The organism is Egicoccus sp. AB-alg2, assembly GCF_041821065.1.
Lineage (GTDB): Bacteria > Actinomycetota > Nitriliruptoria > Nitriliruptorales > Nitriliruptoraceae > Egicoccus.
The window spans coordinates 82,436-97,761 of sequence record NZ_JBGUAX010000001.1 but is presented as its reverse complement, the minus strand read 5'-3'; the positions used below and the strand labels follow the sequence as shown (position 1 = coordinate 97,761).

The following is a 15,326-nucleotide window of genomic DNA, read 5'->3' as shown; positions in this document are numbered from 1 at the left end:
AGATCGGGTGCTTGCACCCCGGGTCCTGGCCGTCACGGCTGGACGAACTCTCGGCGCTGGGCGGGTGCGCCCTGGAAGGCGGCGCGCGAGGCCTCCACCAGTGCGGCCAGCTCGCCGTCGGCCTGGTCGGCGACCTGCTGCAGGTTGACCAGCGCATGTGGCGAGCCGCGTAGCGCCTCGACCAGTGCGGTCATCGCCGCGGCCTGGCCGAACGTGGCCGACCCGGACTCCTCTGTGGCCAGCGCCGCCGGCAGCGGCACCTCCATCTCGCTGACGTCGCCCGAGCGCGGGTCGGCCCACCGCACCTGCACCTGGCCGAGCTCGCCGCCGGTGCCGCCCTCGACCGCGAGGTCGAGCTCGTAGATCGCCGTGACGGCATGTCCGGCGCCGACGTAGGCGCCGGTGACGGCGTCGTCGCGGAAGTCCTCCGCCGCCAGCGCCCGCGACTCGTAGCCGATCAGGCGCCATGCCCGCACGCTCGACGGCTCGAACGTCACCTGGGTCTTGACGTCGTGGGCCACCGGCCACAGCAGCGGCAGGTCGCGGTCGAAGAGCCGGTCGGCCTGGTCGCTGCGGTCGATGTAGGCGTAGGTACCGCCGGACTCGTTGGCGAGGGTGGACAGCAACGCGTCGTTGTAGACCTCGCGACCGATCCCCACCGTGTGCGTCACGATCCGGGCGGGCCCGCCCACCTCGTCGAGGCGTTCGACGATCTGCCGCGGGTCGGTGACGCCTTCGTTGGCCATTCCGTCGGCCAGCACGACCACGCTCGAGTGGTCGCCCTCGCGATGGCCCTCGGCGGCCGTCTCGTGGCCCAGGACGACACCGGCGCCGGTGTTGGTCGCGTTCAGCGGCCGCAGGCCGGCGAGCACGTCGCGGACCTGCCCGTAGTCGCTGGTGTGGGCCAGCTCCAGTCGTGCGTCGTCGTGGAAGGTCACGATGGCGACCTGGTCACGCTCGTCGAGCCGGTCGAGGGAGCGGCCAAGCACCTCCACCACGGTGTCCAGCCGGTCGTCGGTCTCCATCGATCCCGACACGTCGATCACGAACGTGATCGAGGCCGGGGGCCGCTCCCCCACGCCGTCGGTGGCGCGCAACCCGACGCGCAACAGCCGGGTGTTGGCCGGCGCGTCGGGTCCGGTCTGCCACCACGGTGCGCCGGCGTCGGCGTGCACGGCCCACACCTCGTCACCGGCGGGTGCCGGGTAACCGTGGTCGAGCGCGTTGATCCATTCCTCGGCGCGTACGCCCTCGGCGGGTGGCAGCACGCCGTTGACCAGCCACGACTCCGCGACCCGGTACGAGCCGACGGTCGCGTCCGTGCGGAAGGTGGAGACGGCGTCGCTACCGGTGTCGACCCACCCGGCCACGCCGTGGTCGTCGAACACGACCGACTCGATCCCGCCGCGCTCCCCCTCCGGCGCCGCGGGGTCCTCGTCGACCAGCGGGGCGGCCGCGTCGGCCTCTGCCCCGGCGTCCAGCGCGCCGCCGGCCGCCGGCATCTCCGCGGCCTCGTCGTCGGCGCCCTGCAGCGTGACGTCCAGGGCGGCCTCGGTGGCCGTGTCCCCCGCGCCGCACGCGGTCAGGACGAGCGCGAGGCAGCCAGCGGCCGCGAGAATCTGACGGGTCGTCGGACGCATGCTTCTCCCCTTCGTCGCCCCGTTGGACGCCGACGAAGCGGGTGCGGTTCCATGTCATGGCGGACCCGCACGGCTCAGCGGCCCGCCGACCGGACTCCCGTTGAGCAGATGTGTCAGCCGGTGACGGCGACGAGCCCGACCGCCTCGATGCCGGCCACCGCCGCGATCTCGTCGTTGTCCGAGGTGTCGCCCGTCACGCCGACCGCGCCGAGGATCTCGCCATCGCCGTCCTTGATCAGCACGCCGCCCGGCACCGGCACCAGCGCCCCACCGAACGCCGCGGTGGCCGCCGCGATGAAGTAGGCCTGCTGCTCGGCGCGTTCCATCAGCGCCCGCGAGCCGGTTCCCATCCCGAGCGCACCGAACGCTTTCCCGTGCGCGATCTGGAAGCGCATGTTGGCCGCGCCGTCCTGCCGCGCGAACGCCTTCGCGTGCCCGCCGGCGTCCAGCACCAGGACCGCGAGCGGCTTGAGGTCGTGTTCCTGCGCGGCGGCGAAGGCGCCGTCGATGATCTGCTGGGCCTGCTCGAGCGACAGCGATGCCAAGGTGGTTCCTCTCCCGTGGACGTCGCGCCCGACCGTAGTCGCCCGAGTCCCGGTGGGTTCAGGGGGCCGCTGCCGGCTGGTCGCTCGTGCCGGGTGCTCGCAGGGAGGCGACGACGTCCTCGAGGTCGTCGCCCAGTCCCAGGCGTGCGACGGCGGTGACGAACGCCGAGCGGTTCAGGCCGCACGCCACCGCCTGGTCGTCCAACTCGTCGCGCTCGTCGGGCGTCAGATACAGGGCCGCGAAGGCGGCGTCTTCGACCTTGGGGCGCTTGCGGACCTCGACACGGCCCAGCCGCTCGCGCAGTGCCGGCCCGAACTCGGCCGCGACCGCCAGCACCCAGTCCCCCACGGACCAGTCGTGCACGGACGCGGCCTCGGTCGCCTGCTGCTTCACCCGTCGCGGCAACGTCAGACCGACGTGCTTGCGCTCCGAGGGTGTGCGATCGCCGGTTCGGGATCGGGAGGTCGGCACGCGATCACTCCGGTCGGGGCTGACTCACTCGCCAGCCTACCCCGTTATATAAGGTCCTACCGGAGGTGGCGCGCAGCCTCCGTGACGCCACGGTGCGCCGCGCACCGGGTCGCCTACGGCGTGTCCCCGGCGAGGATGGCGCGGACGCTCGGCCAGGCCATGTCGGCGGCGTCCCCCTCCACGTCGACCTCCACCTCGTGGCCCGTGTCGATGCCGAGGGCGAGGATGGAGAAGACGCTGCTCGCGTCCCCCTCCCCCGTCGCCGTGCGGATCACGATCCGCACGCCGTGCTCGTTCGCGACGTCGGCCAGCTGGCTCGCCGGCCGGACGTGCAGGCCGTCGGGATTGGTCACCACGAATCGTCCAGGCTCAGCATCGCCCGTGTCTTCGCGACCCTCGTGCGACGCCGGTTCCGGCGTCTCGTGCGCCCCGGTGGCCCGAGAGGCTTCCTCGCGGAGCTCCTCGATCGCCACGCCGCGCAGTGCGGCCACGGTGGCCTGCAGGGCATCGACCGGCACCGAGAGCTCGGTCACGCCCAGCCCGACGAGCAGGCGCTGCGCCACCGGGTCGGCGGCGGCCTGCCCGCACACGGCCACGGGGATGTTCGCCGCCTGGGCGGCGCGCGTCACGTGACCGATGGCGCCGAGTACGGCGGGATGCGTCGCGTCGACCATGTGCGCGACCGCCGGGTTCCCGCGGTCGGCCGCCAGCACGTACTGGGTCAGGTCGTTGGTGCCGATGGAGAAGAAGTCGCTGACCGCCGCCAGGGGCTCGGCCAGGAACACCGCGGCGGGCGTCTCCACCATGATGCCGATCGGCGGGGCCGGCTGGTCGCTCACACGTGACCACAGTTCACGCACGGCCACCACCTCGGCCGGGTCGGCGACCATCGGGACGCTGATCCGCACGTCCACCTCGTCGAGGACCGCCGCGACCGCCGCCAACTGCTCGACGAAGACCTGCTCGGAGGTGTCGAGCAGACGCACACCGCGTGCACCCAGCATCGGGTTGGGTTCGCCTTCGACGGTCACGCCGTCCAGGGGCTTGTCGCCGCCCACGTCGAGGAGCCGGAACACGATCGGCCCGTCGATGGCCTGCCCGACCTGCCGCAGGACGCCGGCCAGCTCTTCGCGGCTCCGGGCGCCGGCGAACGCCAGGAGCTCGCTGCGCAGGAGGCCCACCGCCCGGGCGCCGGCCTTGGAGGCGCGTTCCGCCTCGGCGACGGCGCCGATGTTGACGGCAACCTCGACGACCTCGCCGCCCCCGAGCTCGACTCGGCGGACCGGCTGCGCCGCCTCCGCCGGCGCGGCGGGCTGTGCTGCGGTGAGCCGGTCCCGGACCTGGTCGTCGGGCTCGGGCCAGACGCCGCCGTGGGTCCCGTCGACGAGGGCCGAGGAGTGGGCGGCCAGGAGCTCACGGGCGTCCGTGACCCCGGTGACCAGCGGGATCGCGAGTGCCCGCGCGATGATGGCGGCGTGTGCGGTCGGACCGCCGTCCTCCAGCACGAGCCCGGTCACGCGGTCGGCATCCAGTTGCGCGGTCTGGGACGGAAGCAGGTCGCGGGCCACCAACACGAACGGGCCGGGCCCGTCCGGGACCACCGGCGACCGCGCGCGCCCGGTCGCCGCCGTCTGCAGCCGGGCGGCGAGGTCGTCGACGTCGCTGGCCCGTTGACGGATCCGCTCGACGTCGCTGGCCAGCAGTCCATCGCGCAGGCGTGCCGCCGCGGCATCGACGGCCTCCGCCAGTGAGCGACCGGCGGCACGTTCCTCCTCGACCGTCCGCGCGAGGTTCGGGTCGTCGAGCAGAGCCAGCTGACCGCGCAGGATCTGCGCGACCTCGCCCGCTGCGCGCTCGGCCTCGGCGCGGAGGCCGGCGCGAGCACGATCGAACATCTCCTGGGTCGTCAGGTGTCCGATTGCCGCCGCTTCCGCCGCGGACGCTGGCTCGGCAACGATCGCGATCCGGCCCTCGCCGAGCCCCGGCGATGCTGAAGCTCCACGAATAGGGGCGTCCGGGAAGGTGGGGCTTGACATCGCTGGCTCCGACCGTCATTGTTCGTTTCTGTTCGACATGATGTTCGAAGTCGAGCGAAATGTCCAGGAGGTGGGCGTGGCCGAGCGTGGTGGGCCGTTGCGGGAACAGCGGGCGCGCGCGATCGCGGAGCTCGTGAGGCGCCTGGGCGCCGTCTCCGTCGGCGAGCTCGCGGAACGTTTCCAGGTCTCGGAGATGACCATTCGCCGGGACCTGCAGCTGCTGCACGACCGCAACGAGATCGAGCGCACCCACGGCGGGGCCGTCGCCCTGGAGCGTCCCACCGACGAACCACCATGGACGCAGCGATTGGGCCAACAGGCGGCCGCGAAGCAGTCGATCGGTCGGCTCGTCGCGCGCTCGATCCCGGACGGTTCGACCGTCTTCCTCGGCTCCGGGACGACGACGCTGGCGGTCGCGGACCACCTCGCCGGCCGGCAGCACCTCACCGTCGTCACCAACGCGCTCCCCATCGCCAGTGCGCTGGCCAGCTCGGCCGTCGACGTGGTCGTCGTCGGCGGATTCCTGCGGCATCGAGAGATGTCGATGATCGGCCACCTCGCCGAGCGGGCGCTGGAGCAGATGCGCTGCGACGAGGTGGTCATGGGCATGCGCGGGGTCGACCCCGACCACGGCCTGACCAGCGAGCACCTGCCCGAGCTGGTCACGGACCAGGCCGTGATGCGCACCAGCAATCGCCTGACCATCGTCGCCGATGCCACCAAGCTCGGTCACGTCGCGGCGTCGAAGACCGCCCCGGTCGAGGCGGCCTCCCGCCTGGTGACCGATTCCGAAGCCGACCCAGACCTGCTCGCCGCCATCCGTGCGCGCGGCGTCGCCGTCGAGATCGCCGATTCGGCATGAAGGAGAGTTCCGTGCCCGAAGCCACCCCCGGCGCCGTCACCGAGCGTGAGATCCGCTCGCAGCCGGCCACCTGGAAGCAGACCTTGCAGATCGCGTCACCGCCGGCCGCTGCCGCCGACGGCGCGAACCTGCTCGTGACCGGGTGCGGGTCGACGTTCTACGTCGCCCGCTGGCTGGCGCGCCACGTCGAGCACGACCTGCGGGTGCCGGTGCGGTCCCTGCCGGCGTCCGAGCTGCTGCTCGACCGGGCCTCGTGGACCTCGGCGCCGGAGCAGACCCCGCTGCTGGCGATCTCGCGTTCCGGTGCGACCAGCGAGACCGTGCGCGTCCTGCAGGACTGGCCCGGCCAGCGTCTGTCGGTCACCTGCGATGCGCGAAGCGATCTGGCAGCGCAGGCCGCGACACGGGTGGACCTCGACCATGCTGCCGAGGAGTCGGTCGTCCAGACCCGCTCGTTCACCTCGATGATGCTCGGCGCGCTCTCGCTGTTCCGGCCCGTACCCGACGGCGTGTCCGAGGCCATCGAGGAAGCGGGGGCGCGAATGCTCGCCGACGCAGACCGGCTGGTGGAGGACGTTCTCGCGTCGGGCCGCCCCGAACGCATCGTCGTGCTGGGAAGCGGGCCCCGCTATGGCCTGGCCTGCGAGGCGGCCCTCAAGCTCACCGAGGTCGCGCTCGTCGAGGCGCAGGCGTTCCACACCCTCGAGGTGCGGCACGGCCCCATGTCGATGATCGGCGCCGGCACGCTCGTGATCGGCCTGCTCGACGGCGACGAGCCGCTCGAGCGCAAGGTGCTGGCGGACATGGCCGACCTCGGCGCACGGACGGTCACGGTCGCCACACGCCACGACGTCGCCGGTGCCGACCTCGCCGCCTCCTCGGCGCTGCCGGACGGCTGGCGGGACGTGCTGGCCCTGCCGTTCGTGCAGCTGCTCGGACTGGCCATGGCGCGCGACGAGCAGCTCGACCCCGACCGGCCCGAGAACCTCACCGCGGTGGTGACCCTCGATGCTTGAGGACCTGCTGACCGTCGACGTCATCCGCACCGGCGTGCAGGTCGACGACCGGGCCGGTGCGGTCCGTGCCGCGGGTGAGCTGCTCCGGGACGCCGGCGCCTGCGAGCCCGACTACGTGCAGGCCATGGTCGACGCGCTCGACGAGCTCGGGCCCTACTGCGTCATCGCGCCGGGCGTCGCACTGCCCCATGCGAAGCCGGAGGACGGCGTGGTCCGCACCGGCATCTCGCTGGTCACCCTGCGCGACCCGGTCGCCTTCGGCCACGCGACAAACGACCCGGTGCGGCTGGTCGTCGCCCTCGCACCCGTCGACAAGGAAGCCCACCTCGCCGCGCTGCAGGACCTCGCCGTGCGGCTGGGCGATCCCGACGTCGTGGAGCGAGTCGCGGGCGCCCAGACGCCGCAGGCCGTCCTGGAACTGCTCACCAGCTGACGGGTGAAGTGACCCGCACGCACACAAGGAACCGTCCATGCGTATCGCAACCGTCTGTGGGATGGGCTTCGGCACCAGCATGATGCTGAAGCTCACCGTCGACAAGATCCTGCGCGAGGCAGGCGTGGCCGCCGAGGTCAGTCCCGTCGACCTCGGCTCGGTCAAGACGATGCAGGCCGATCTCATCGTGGCGCCATCGGACATGCGCTCGCACCTCGGTGGCTCGAGCACCCCGGTGGTCTACATCGACAACCTCGTCAACAAGGCCGAGATCGCCGAGAAGGTCGTGCCGGCGGCCAAGGAGGTCGCCGGCGAGGCGTGATCCACCACGCCGTCACCGGGAACGGGGACCCAGGGAGAGGATGAGGGGATGATGAGCACGGTGCAGTTCTTCGTGGAACTGCTACAGATTCCGGCGGTGATCCTGGCGATCATCGCGCTGATCGGGCTGCTGGCCCAGAAGGCGCCGTCCGGGCAGGTCGTCACCGGCACGATCAAGACCGGGCTGAGCCTGCTGATCATCGGCGGCGGCATCGCCGTCCTGCTCGAGGCGCTCGGCCCGATCCAGCAGATGTTCGAGACCGGGCTGCCGACCGAACGCTTCCAGACGTTCGTGACCTTCGACGAGGCCGTGGTCTCCGCCGTCCAGGACGCCAACGTCGGCAACGTCGGCGCCGCGATCGGCTGGACCCTGCTGTTCGGCCTGGTGATCCACCTGCTGCTGGCCCGCTTCACCCCGTTCAAGTACATCTACCTGACCGGGCACATGATCTGGGTCCACGCGGGTGCCTTCGCGATCCTGTTCCACTCGTTCGGACTCAACACCGTCGCGACCGTCGCGCTGGCCTCGGTGGTGTTCGGTGCCTACATGACCCTGGCGCCGGCCCTCGCCCAGCCGTTCATGCGCAAGATCACCGGCAGCGACGACATCGCCTTCGGTCACGGGCAGACGCTGCTGAACGTGACCGCCGGCTGGCTCGGCGGCCTGGTCGGCAAGCCCGACGACTCGACCGAGAACATCGAGGTGCCGCAGAGCCTGAACTTCTTCCGCGACATCGCGGTGTCCACCACGCTGGTCATGATCCTGGTGGTCGCGGCCGCGGCCGGCCTGGCCGCGTCGGCCGTGGGGATCAGCGTGCTCGAGGAGGACATCTCCGGCGGTCAGAACTGGATCGTGTTCGCGCTGCTGCAGGCGGCCGGTTTCACGGCCGGCATGCTGATCCTGCTCTACGGCGTGCGCATGCTCATCGGTGAGATCGTGCCGGCCTTCCAGGGCATCGCCGAGCGTGTGATCCCCGGTGCGATCCCGGCGCTGGATGTGCCGGTGATCTTCCCGTTCGCCCCCAACGCGCTGGTGATCGGCCTCATCTCCGGCACGTTCGGGCAGGTCGCGGGCATGGCGACGCTGGCGGCGGCCGGGATGCCGGTGCCGATCCCGAGCATGATCGTGGCGTTCTTCGCCTCCGGTGCCGCGGCGATCTTCGGCAACGCCACCGGCGGCAAGCGCGGCGCCATCCTCGGCGGGTTCCTGTGGGGCTTCGTCGGCTGGTGGCTGATCAGCTTTGCGTACCGCTACCAGGTGTTCGGCGACCTCAGCGGCATGGGCGCGGAGGGCCTGGCGTTCACGGTCCCCGACGCGATCGTGCCGGGCATCCTGATCTGGTTCGTGGCGCGCCTGTTCGGAGCGGTCTGAGCATGCTGCTGCGAGGTGCACAGGTCCTGTCGGACGGCCATCGCCACGGCGTCGCCGACGTCGTGGTGGCCGCCGACGGCATCGTGCGCGTCGGCCAGGACCTCGAGGACGACGGGCCCGTGGTGGACGCCACGGGCCTGCTCCTCGCCCCCGGGTTGGTGGACATCCACATCCACGGCGCCGAGGGGTACGACACCCTCGATGCGACCCACGAGGCGCTACGGACCGTGGCGCGGCACCTCGCCGCCCGTGGGGTGACCAGTTGGGCGCCGACCACCGCCAGCCACCACCCCGAGGGGCTGCGCGCGGCCATCGAGGCCCACCGCACCTACGTCCCCGGCGATGGCGAGGCCCGCTCCATCGGGCTCCACCTCGAGGGCCCCTACCTGTCGCCGGCACGATGCGGCGCGCAGGACCCCGCCCACCTTCGCGACGCCGACCCGGCCGAGTGGCGCCGGTGGCTCGACAGCGGCGAGGTCGCGCTGCTGACCGTCGCACCCGAACGCGACCCCGACCTGGCCCTGACGCGGGCAGCATCGGCGGCCGGCGTCCGCATCGCGATCGGCCACTCCGACGCCGATGTCGAGCACACCCAGGCGGCGATCGACGCCGGCGCGACGCAGGCCACCCACCTGTTCAACGGCATGCCCCCGCTGCACCACCGCGAACCGGGCGTCGTCGGCGCATGCCTGACCGACCCGCGCGTGTTCGTCCAGGTGATCGCCGACCTGATCCACCTCCACCCCACCACGCTGCGCCTCGTCGCACAGGCCGCCGGACCCGCACGGGTGGTGCTCGTCAGCGATGCGATGCGCGCCACCGGATTGGGCGACGGCGAGTACCTGCTCGCCGACCAGCGGGTGGTCGTCCGCGACGGCATCGCCCGCACCCAGGCCGGTGGGCTGGCCGGCAGCACGCTCGACCTGCTGGACGGCGTGGCGCGCTACCAGGCGGCCAGCGGCCAGGACCTCGCCGCGGCGCTGCACGCCGCGTCGGGCGTCCCGGCCCAGGCCATGGGGCTGCACGACCGCGGCACGATCGCTGCCGGGGCGACCGCCGATCTCGTCCTCCTGGAGCCGGACGGGCTCCATCCCCTGTTGACCCTGATCTCGGGCGTCGTCGCCCACGACGCCCTTCCCGACGAACGATGGATTCGACGATGACCAACCTCGCCAACGACTACCTCGCAGCGGTCGGCGGGCTGCTCGAGCGCCTCCGGACCGAGGAACAGGACAACATCGACGCCGCGGCACGGCTGCTGGCCGACGCGGTCGTCGAAGGTCGGCGCATCTTCGCGTTCGGCTGCACCCACTCCGCCCTGCCCGTGCAGGACATCATCTACCGCGCCGGTGGACTGATGCTGATCAACCCGATCTTCGGGCCCGGCATCACCTCGCTGGAGACGCGCCCGACCACGCTGACCTCCGCCATGGAGAAGCTCGAGGGCTTCGCGGACGCGCTGCTCGACGCCACGCCGATCCAGCCCGGCGACGTGCTGATCGTCGTGTCGGTCTCGGGCCGCAACGCCGTGCCGATCGAGATGGCCAAGGGCGCCAAGGAGCGGGGTCTGCAGGTGATCGCCGTGACGTCGGTCGCCTACAGCGGCAGCGTGGAGTCGCGCCACCCGTCCGGGACGAAGATGCACGACCACGCCGATGTGGTGCTGGACAACAAGGTGGACGTCGGCGACGCGGTGCTCGAGCACCCGAACGTGCCACAGAAGTTCACGCCCGCGTCCGGGGTCACGTCGACCGCGCTGCTGCACGCGATGGTGTCGGGAGCGATCCAGCGGGTGGCTGACAGCGGCGTCGAGCCACCGGTCTTCCTCGCCGCCAACGTCGATGGCGGGGCTGAGTACAACGCCCGCCTGACGGCCGAGCACGGCGACCGCATCTTCTTCCTGTGACGATCCGTACCTTCACCCCGAATCCGGCCGTCGACGAGACGGTCCTGGTCGAGGATCTGCGCTTCGACGTGCCGCTCCGCCCGGTCGAGCGTCGACGCCTGGCGGGCGGCAAGGGCATCAACGTCGCCCGCACCGTCCACCTCCTCGGCGGCAGCGTGCGCTGCCACGGCGTGGTCGCGGGCGACACCGGCGCGTGGCTGGCCGAGAGCCTGCACGACGAGGGCCTCGACGAGGATTTCGTGGTGGACCGCAGCGACACGTGGCGGACCCGCACGACCCAGGTGATCTCCGACGACCGGCACGCGGTGCTGCTGTACGACCGGGGCGAGGCCATCCCGCCCGAGCGGCTCCGCGAATCGGCCGAGCGGTGTCTCGCCGACCTGCTGGCAGGCGGGATCCTGGTCGTGTCCGGTTCGCTGCCGGACGGCGATCACCTCGACACCGTGTGCTGGCTGCTCGCGTCGGCCGCTGGCGCCGGGGCGAGCGTGGTCGTCGACAGCTCCGGACCGGGACTACGGGCCGCGCTGAAGACCGGCGTGGACGTGATCAAGGTCGACCGTGAGGAGGCCGCCGAGGTCACCGGCGTGGAGGATCCCGCGGACGCGGCACGTGCCCTGCTGGACGGCTGCCGACGAGCGATCGTCACCGCCGGTGCGGACGGCGCCGTGGCGGCCGGCGTCGGACAGGCGACGCAACGGATCCACGCCCCGAGGGTGGACGCGCGCCACCCCGCCGGCTCGGGTGACGCGTTCGCCGGCGCCCTGGCCGTCGCGCTGGCCCAGGACCTGCCGTGGTCGGCCGCCCTGCAGTCGGCCGCTGCCGCCGGCGCGGCGAACACCCTCGTCGTCGGGGCGGGCGCCTTCGAGCTGGCGGCCTACCGCCGGCTGCTGCCCGATGTGACCCTCGAAACGATCTGACGCCCCCACCCGCGTACGCAAGGAACTCCATGCCGCTGGTCCCGACCGCCTCGCTCGTCCAGGCTGCGCACGAAGGCCGCTATGGCGTCGGCGCCTTCAACGTGGTGCATCTCGAGCACGCCGAGGCACACGTCACGGGCGCCGAGGAAGCCCGGGCCGGCGTGATCCTGCAGATCAGCGAGAACGCGGTGCGCTGGCACGGGCGGCTCGCTCCCCTGGCTCGAGCAGCGCTGGCCGTCGCGGAGACGGCACGCGTGCCGGTGGCCGTCCACCTCGACCACGCCACTGAGCCGGATCTGGTCGACGAAGCCATCGCGCTGGGTTTCGGCTCGGTCATGTACGACGGCTCGAAGCTGCCCTGGGAGCAGAACCTCGCGACCACCCGCGAGGTCGTCGCCGGCGCGGCTGGCCGTGAGGTGTGGGTCGAGGCCGAGCTGGGCGAGGTCGGCGGCAAGGACGGCGTCCACGCTCCCGGCGTCCGCACGGACCCGGACGAGGCTCGCCGCTTCGTCGAGATGACCGGCGTCGACGGGCTGGCCGTGGCGGTCGGCACCTCGCACGCGATGACCACACGCACGGCCGAGCTGGACCTGGACCTGATCGCGGCCCTTCGAAAGGCCGCAGGTGTCCCGTTGGTGCTGCACGGCTCCAGCGGCGTGCCCGACGAGGAGCTCACGCGCGCGGTCGAAGCGGGCATGACCAAGATCAACATCGCCACGCACCTCAACAAGGTGTTCACCGCATCCGTGCGTGACACCCTCGCCGCGCAGCCGGACCTGGTCGACACCCGCAAGTACGTCGGGCCGGCCCGGCAGGTCATGGCCAGCGAGGTCGCACGGCTCCTCGAGGTCCTGCAGGCGGCCGAGCGAGTCGCGATGACCTGAACCGTCGTGTCCACCAGTGGGAGTGTCGGACACGCATCTGGACGTCGCCGCCTCGGCCGCAGGTCGGATCGGTGGCGTCGTCGGGGGCGGGGAGAGACCTCGCTGCCGTCCGAATGAAGGGAGCAGCATGTCGAGACGAGCAGCACGAACCTGGGGGCGCGGCATCGGTTTCGCCGCCCTCACCCTGGCGGTGAGCCTTCCGGGCGTCGCCGCCGGGGCAGCCGAGGAGGCGGCGCCGTCGGGCAGCGAGGTGGCGTCGTCGGACGAGACCTCGCGGCGCGCGGCACCACACGATCCGTCGCAGTGGCGCCTGAAGTATGTCGAGCGGTTCGGCGCGCCGGTCGGACGAGACCTCACGTGGGAGCGTGACGACCTGTCCGACCAGTACGGGCCGTTCGACGACGACGGCGAGGCCTTCCACGTCAAGGGTGGTGACGTCTTCGCCGAAGCCCTGGACTCCTTCGACACCTATCGCGCGAGCTTCGAGTTCGGCCGTGACGGCTGGCTCACCGCCGAGCTCGCGACCCGGGACCAGGGCAAGACCGGTGAGCTGGCGCAGGTCCCCACGTTCCGCGATGCGGTCGTCCCCGGCGTCGGCAAGGTCGGTCACTTCGACCTGCCGAACAACACCGACGGCGCGATCGTCCGTCCCACCGAGCCGCTGCCGGACCGCTACCGGATCGAGTACGAGCTGGTCGCGCTCGACTTCGGCGGACCCCGTGACGGCGCGTGGGACTACGACGGGTTGATCAACGGCTATGGCGCCGAGGGCTGCAAGACCCAGCATCCGTGGACGGCCACGGTCGGACAGCCGACCTCGCCGGCGTACTGCGACTTCGCCGACGTCCGCGGGGAGAACGGCTTCTACTTCCTCGGCATCGTCGACTACCCGGATCCGGCACCGCGGAACAACGTGTTCATCCACAACCGGCGCAAGGTCGTGATGGACCAGTACCAGGTCACGCACAGCTGGGGCGCCAACTACGACGTGTGCGACCCGAGGACGGGTGAGACCTACAGCCACCACGATCCGCGCAGCCTGAGCAGCATCCCCATCAACATGCTGTTCCTGACCGACGACAACCAGCGCAACACCGGCTTCGTCTACAACGAGTTCATGATGGAGACCGACTGTGGCTTCTTCCACGGCGGTGACCCGGGCGTGAACATCGTCTCCGTCGGCGAACTGCGCCCCGACCTGCTGCCGGGCGAGACGTACCGCTTCGCGATCGAGCGGACCGGCACGAGCTACGTCCAGGAAGTCAGCGGCACGTTCCTGCACGGTCCGGACACGCTGCGGTTCGAGCGCGAGTTCGTCCAGGACGGCCACCCGATCTGGCACTACAACCAGACGCCCGACGAGTACGACGGCGAGTTCGACCGCCAGCACGTGATCGACGGGCCGTACGGCAGTTACGACATGGGCAGCCTGTGGCCGTCCGACTCCGCGTACCCCGACTACTTCATCATCGGCAATCCACACACCAACTACTACGAGGGCTCGGCCTCGATCACCAACCTGCGGCTCTACGTCCCCAAGGACTGACCAGCCCGTCTCGTGCACCCGCCGGCGCGCCGGCGGGTGCACGTGCTTGTCCCGGCCCGACCGTCGCGGTCAGACCCGCGCTTCCCAGTCGCCGTCGAACGTCGGGGCGAGGAGGTCGATCACGAGGCGGCGAACGTCCTCGGGATGCAGGTCCGGAGCGGCGACGAACAGGCACTCACGGTCCTCGTGCTCGGCGGCGAGGACCTCGGGATGTGCGGCGATCCGTCCTTCCAGGTCTGCCAGCGCCTCGTCGCCGACGGCGAACCCGAGCCAGTCCTCCAGCCAGACGGCGTGGTCATAGCCCTCGGCATGGACGGGGTCGTCGGGTTCCGTCGGTTGGACGGAAACGGCCTCGCGGAGGCCACGCAGCACACGCTTGTCCGCCACCGTGGGAGGCGGCAGCCGCTCGGCGCGCCGCTTCACCCGGCGCGACGACTCCACGACGCTGCCCGGTATCCGACGTGGGCCGAGTTCGGTCTGCGCCTCGGTCACTTGCTCGGCCAACGGCGACCGTGGCGGTGGCAGTCCGCGCAGGACGTTCAGCCGCGCCTCCGCGCAGCGCTCCCCGACGGCCGCGACGAGGATTTCCCAGGTCACCAAGGACCGGGCAATGCCGGACGCGGCCTCACCTTGCCGAAAGAAGCGCCGCAGCCTGCGGTCGTCGTGTATCGCGGCGGATACCTGCTCGATGGCCTGCTCGAGCTGTCCATCGGTGGCACCGACCGACAATGGCAGGCGCGCCGCCTGCTCACGGGCCAGTTCACGGATGCGCTGCACGATCCCGTCGGCGTCGAGCCCCACGTGACACTCCCTTTGGCGGCCGGCGGCCCCGCCCGCCAGTGCGGGTCCGAAGTATGAGGAATCTCCGGTTCGTCGGCCCTAAAACGGCAACGATCTGACGAGTGGCCGTACTCGGCCTCAAGCCCAGGGGCTGTGTGGCCGACGCTTCGTGGGACGTCACAGGACGGTCGAAGGGGCAGGCGGAGTCGACCGGATTCCGTGAGTACTGGCCGACGGTCCTACCTGCCCGCTCCGAAGTCGTGTTACGAAGTAGATGCCCGAGCAACGGCGCGGCCGTGAGGCCCCCGTACGTACTCAGGAGGCCCCCACCATGCAGCAGTCGATCGCCACGGTTCTCGCGTTCTTCGCCATCCTCGCCACCTTCGGCGCCGCCGCGCTCATCGCCATGGAACTCGCGACGTGGCTGTCGTCCAAGCTGGCCAGGTGACGGCCGAACGGCCGTCGTGAAGAGTTGGTGAAGCTGCTCAAACCGCCCTCAATAGTCGATCCTGAACGCTAACGTGCCGACTCGCGGCTGGCTCAGGGGAACCGGTCGCAAGCACTGCACGGGGCGACGCGAATGGGGCGGATGCAGG

The 15,326-nt window shown here is 71.5% G+C and carries 15 protein-coding genes; 10 read left to right on the top strand and 5 right to left on the bottom strand.

Going from position 1 to position 15,326, the window contains the following annotated elements; all coding sequences use genetic code 11:
* Positions 1–32: 32 nt before the first annotated feature.
* The 4 genes from ACERM0_RS00470 to ACERM0_RS00455 form a co-directional block, all read right to left on the bottom strand.
* Positions 33–1,640 (bottom strand): von Willebrand factor type A domain-containing protein, encoded by a 1,608-nt coding sequence (locus tag ACERM0_RS00470; RefSeq protein ID WP_373676520.1) that lies wholly within the window; start codon positions 1,638–1,640, stop codon positions 33–35.
* A gap of 113 nt (positions 1,641–1,753) precedes the next feature.
* Positions 1,754–2,185 carry a heme-binding protein gene (locus ACERM0_RS00465; RefSeq protein ID WP_373676519.1) on the bottom strand — a complete coding sequence of 144 codons (432 nt, stop codon included), beginning with the start codon at positions 2,183–2,185 and terminating at the stop codon, positions 1,754–1,756.
* 58 nt (positions 2,186–2,243) lie between these two features.
* Entirely contained in the window at positions 2,244–2,657 is a 414-nt protein-coding gene (locus ACERM0_RS00460) for a hypothetical protein (protein ID WP_373676517.1), read from the bottom strand.
* Positions 2,658–2,770: 113 nt separating this feature from the next.
* Complete coding sequence (locus ACERM0_RS00455) at positions 2,771–4,693, bottom strand: HPr family phosphocarrier protein (protein WP_373676516.1); 1,923 nt, start codon at positions 4,691–4,693, stop codon at positions 2,771–2,773.
* 76 nt (positions 4,694–4,769) lie between these two features.
* Here ACERM0_RS00455 and ACERM0_RS00450 point away from each other — a divergent pair, with 76 nt between their 5' ends.
* From ACERM0_RS00450 to ACERM0_RS00405, 10 genes are all read left to right on the top strand, one after another.
* Positions 4,770–5,555, top strand: coding sequence for a DeoR/GlpR family DNA-binding transcription regulator (locus ACERM0_RS00450; RefSeq protein ID WP_373676515.1), 786 nt, complete (start codon positions 4,770–4,772; stop codon positions 5,553–5,555).
* An 11-nt stretch (positions 5,556–5,566) separates the two neighbouring features.
* Complete coding sequence (locus ACERM0_RS00445; protein ID WP_373676514.1) at positions 5,567–6,571, top strand: SIS domain-containing protein; 1,005 nt, start codon at positions 5,567–5,569, stop codon at positions 6,569–6,571.
* Entirely contained in the window at positions 6,564–7,004 is a 441-nt protein-coding gene (locus tag ACERM0_RS00440) for a PTS sugar transporter subunit IIA (protein ID WP_373676513.1), read from the top strand. The genes ACERM0_RS00445 and ACERM0_RS00440 overlap by 8 nt, the downstream gene beginning before the upstream one ends.
* A 37-nt stretch (positions 7,005–7,041) precedes the next feature.
* Positions 7,042–7,326, top strand: a complete 285-nt coding sequence (locus tag ACERM0_RS00435; protein ID WP_373676512.1) for a PTS sugar transporter subunit IIB — start codon at positions 7,042–7,044, stop codon at positions 7,324–7,326.
* Positions 7,327–7,374: 48 nt separating this feature from the next.
* Positions 7,375–8,697: a PTS ascorbate transporter subunit IIC gene (locus ACERM0_RS00430; protein ID WP_373676511.1), complete on the top strand. Its 1,323-nt coding sequence runs from the start codon at positions 7,375–7,377 to the stop codon at positions 8,695–8,697.
* A 2-nt stretch (positions 8,698–8,699) separates the two neighbouring features.
* The gene (nagA, locus tag ACERM0_RS00425) at positions 8,700–9,860 is read left to right on the top strand and encodes an N-acetylglucosamine-6-phosphate deacetylase (protein ID WP_373676510.1); all 1,161 of its coding nucleotides are present in this window, start codon (positions 8,700–8,702) and stop codon (positions 9,858–9,860) included.
* Complete coding sequence (locus ACERM0_RS00420; protein ID WP_373676943.1) at positions 9,857–10,603, top strand: sugar isomerase domain-containing protein; 747 nt, start codon at positions 9,857–9,859, stop codon at positions 10,601–10,603. The genes nagA and ACERM0_RS00420 overlap by 4 nt, the downstream gene beginning before the upstream one ends.
* Positions 10,600–11,520 carry a 1-phosphofructokinase family hexose kinase gene (locus ACERM0_RS00415; RefSeq protein WP_373676509.1) on the top strand — a complete coding sequence of 307 codons (921 nt, stop codon included), beginning with the start codon at positions 10,600–10,602 and terminating at the stop codon, positions 11,518–11,520. The genes ACERM0_RS00420 and ACERM0_RS00415 overlap by 4 nt, the downstream gene beginning before the upstream one ends.
* 29 nt (positions 11,521–11,549) lie before the next feature.
* Complete coding sequence (locus ACERM0_RS00410; protein ID WP_373676508.1) at positions 11,550–12,404, top strand: ketose-bisphosphate aldolase; 855 nt, start codon at positions 11,550–11,552, stop codon at positions 12,402–12,404.
* Positions 12,405–12,531: 127 nt separating this feature from the next.
* Positions 12,532–13,950, top strand: coding sequence for a hypothetical protein (locus ACERM0_RS00405; RefSeq protein WP_373676507.1), 1,419 nt, complete (start codon positions 12,532–12,534; stop codon positions 13,948–13,950).
* 69 nt (positions 13,951–14,019) lie between these two features.
* Here the strand turns inward: ACERM0_RS00405 and ACERM0_RS00400 are convergent, their stop codons facing one another.
* Positions 14,020–14,751 (bottom strand): hypothetical protein, encoded by a 732-nt coding sequence (locus tag ACERM0_RS00400; RefSeq protein WP_373676506.1) that lies wholly within the window; start codon positions 14,749–14,751, stop codon positions 14,020–14,022.
* Between the last annotated feature and the right edge of the window lie 575 nt (positions 14,752–15,326).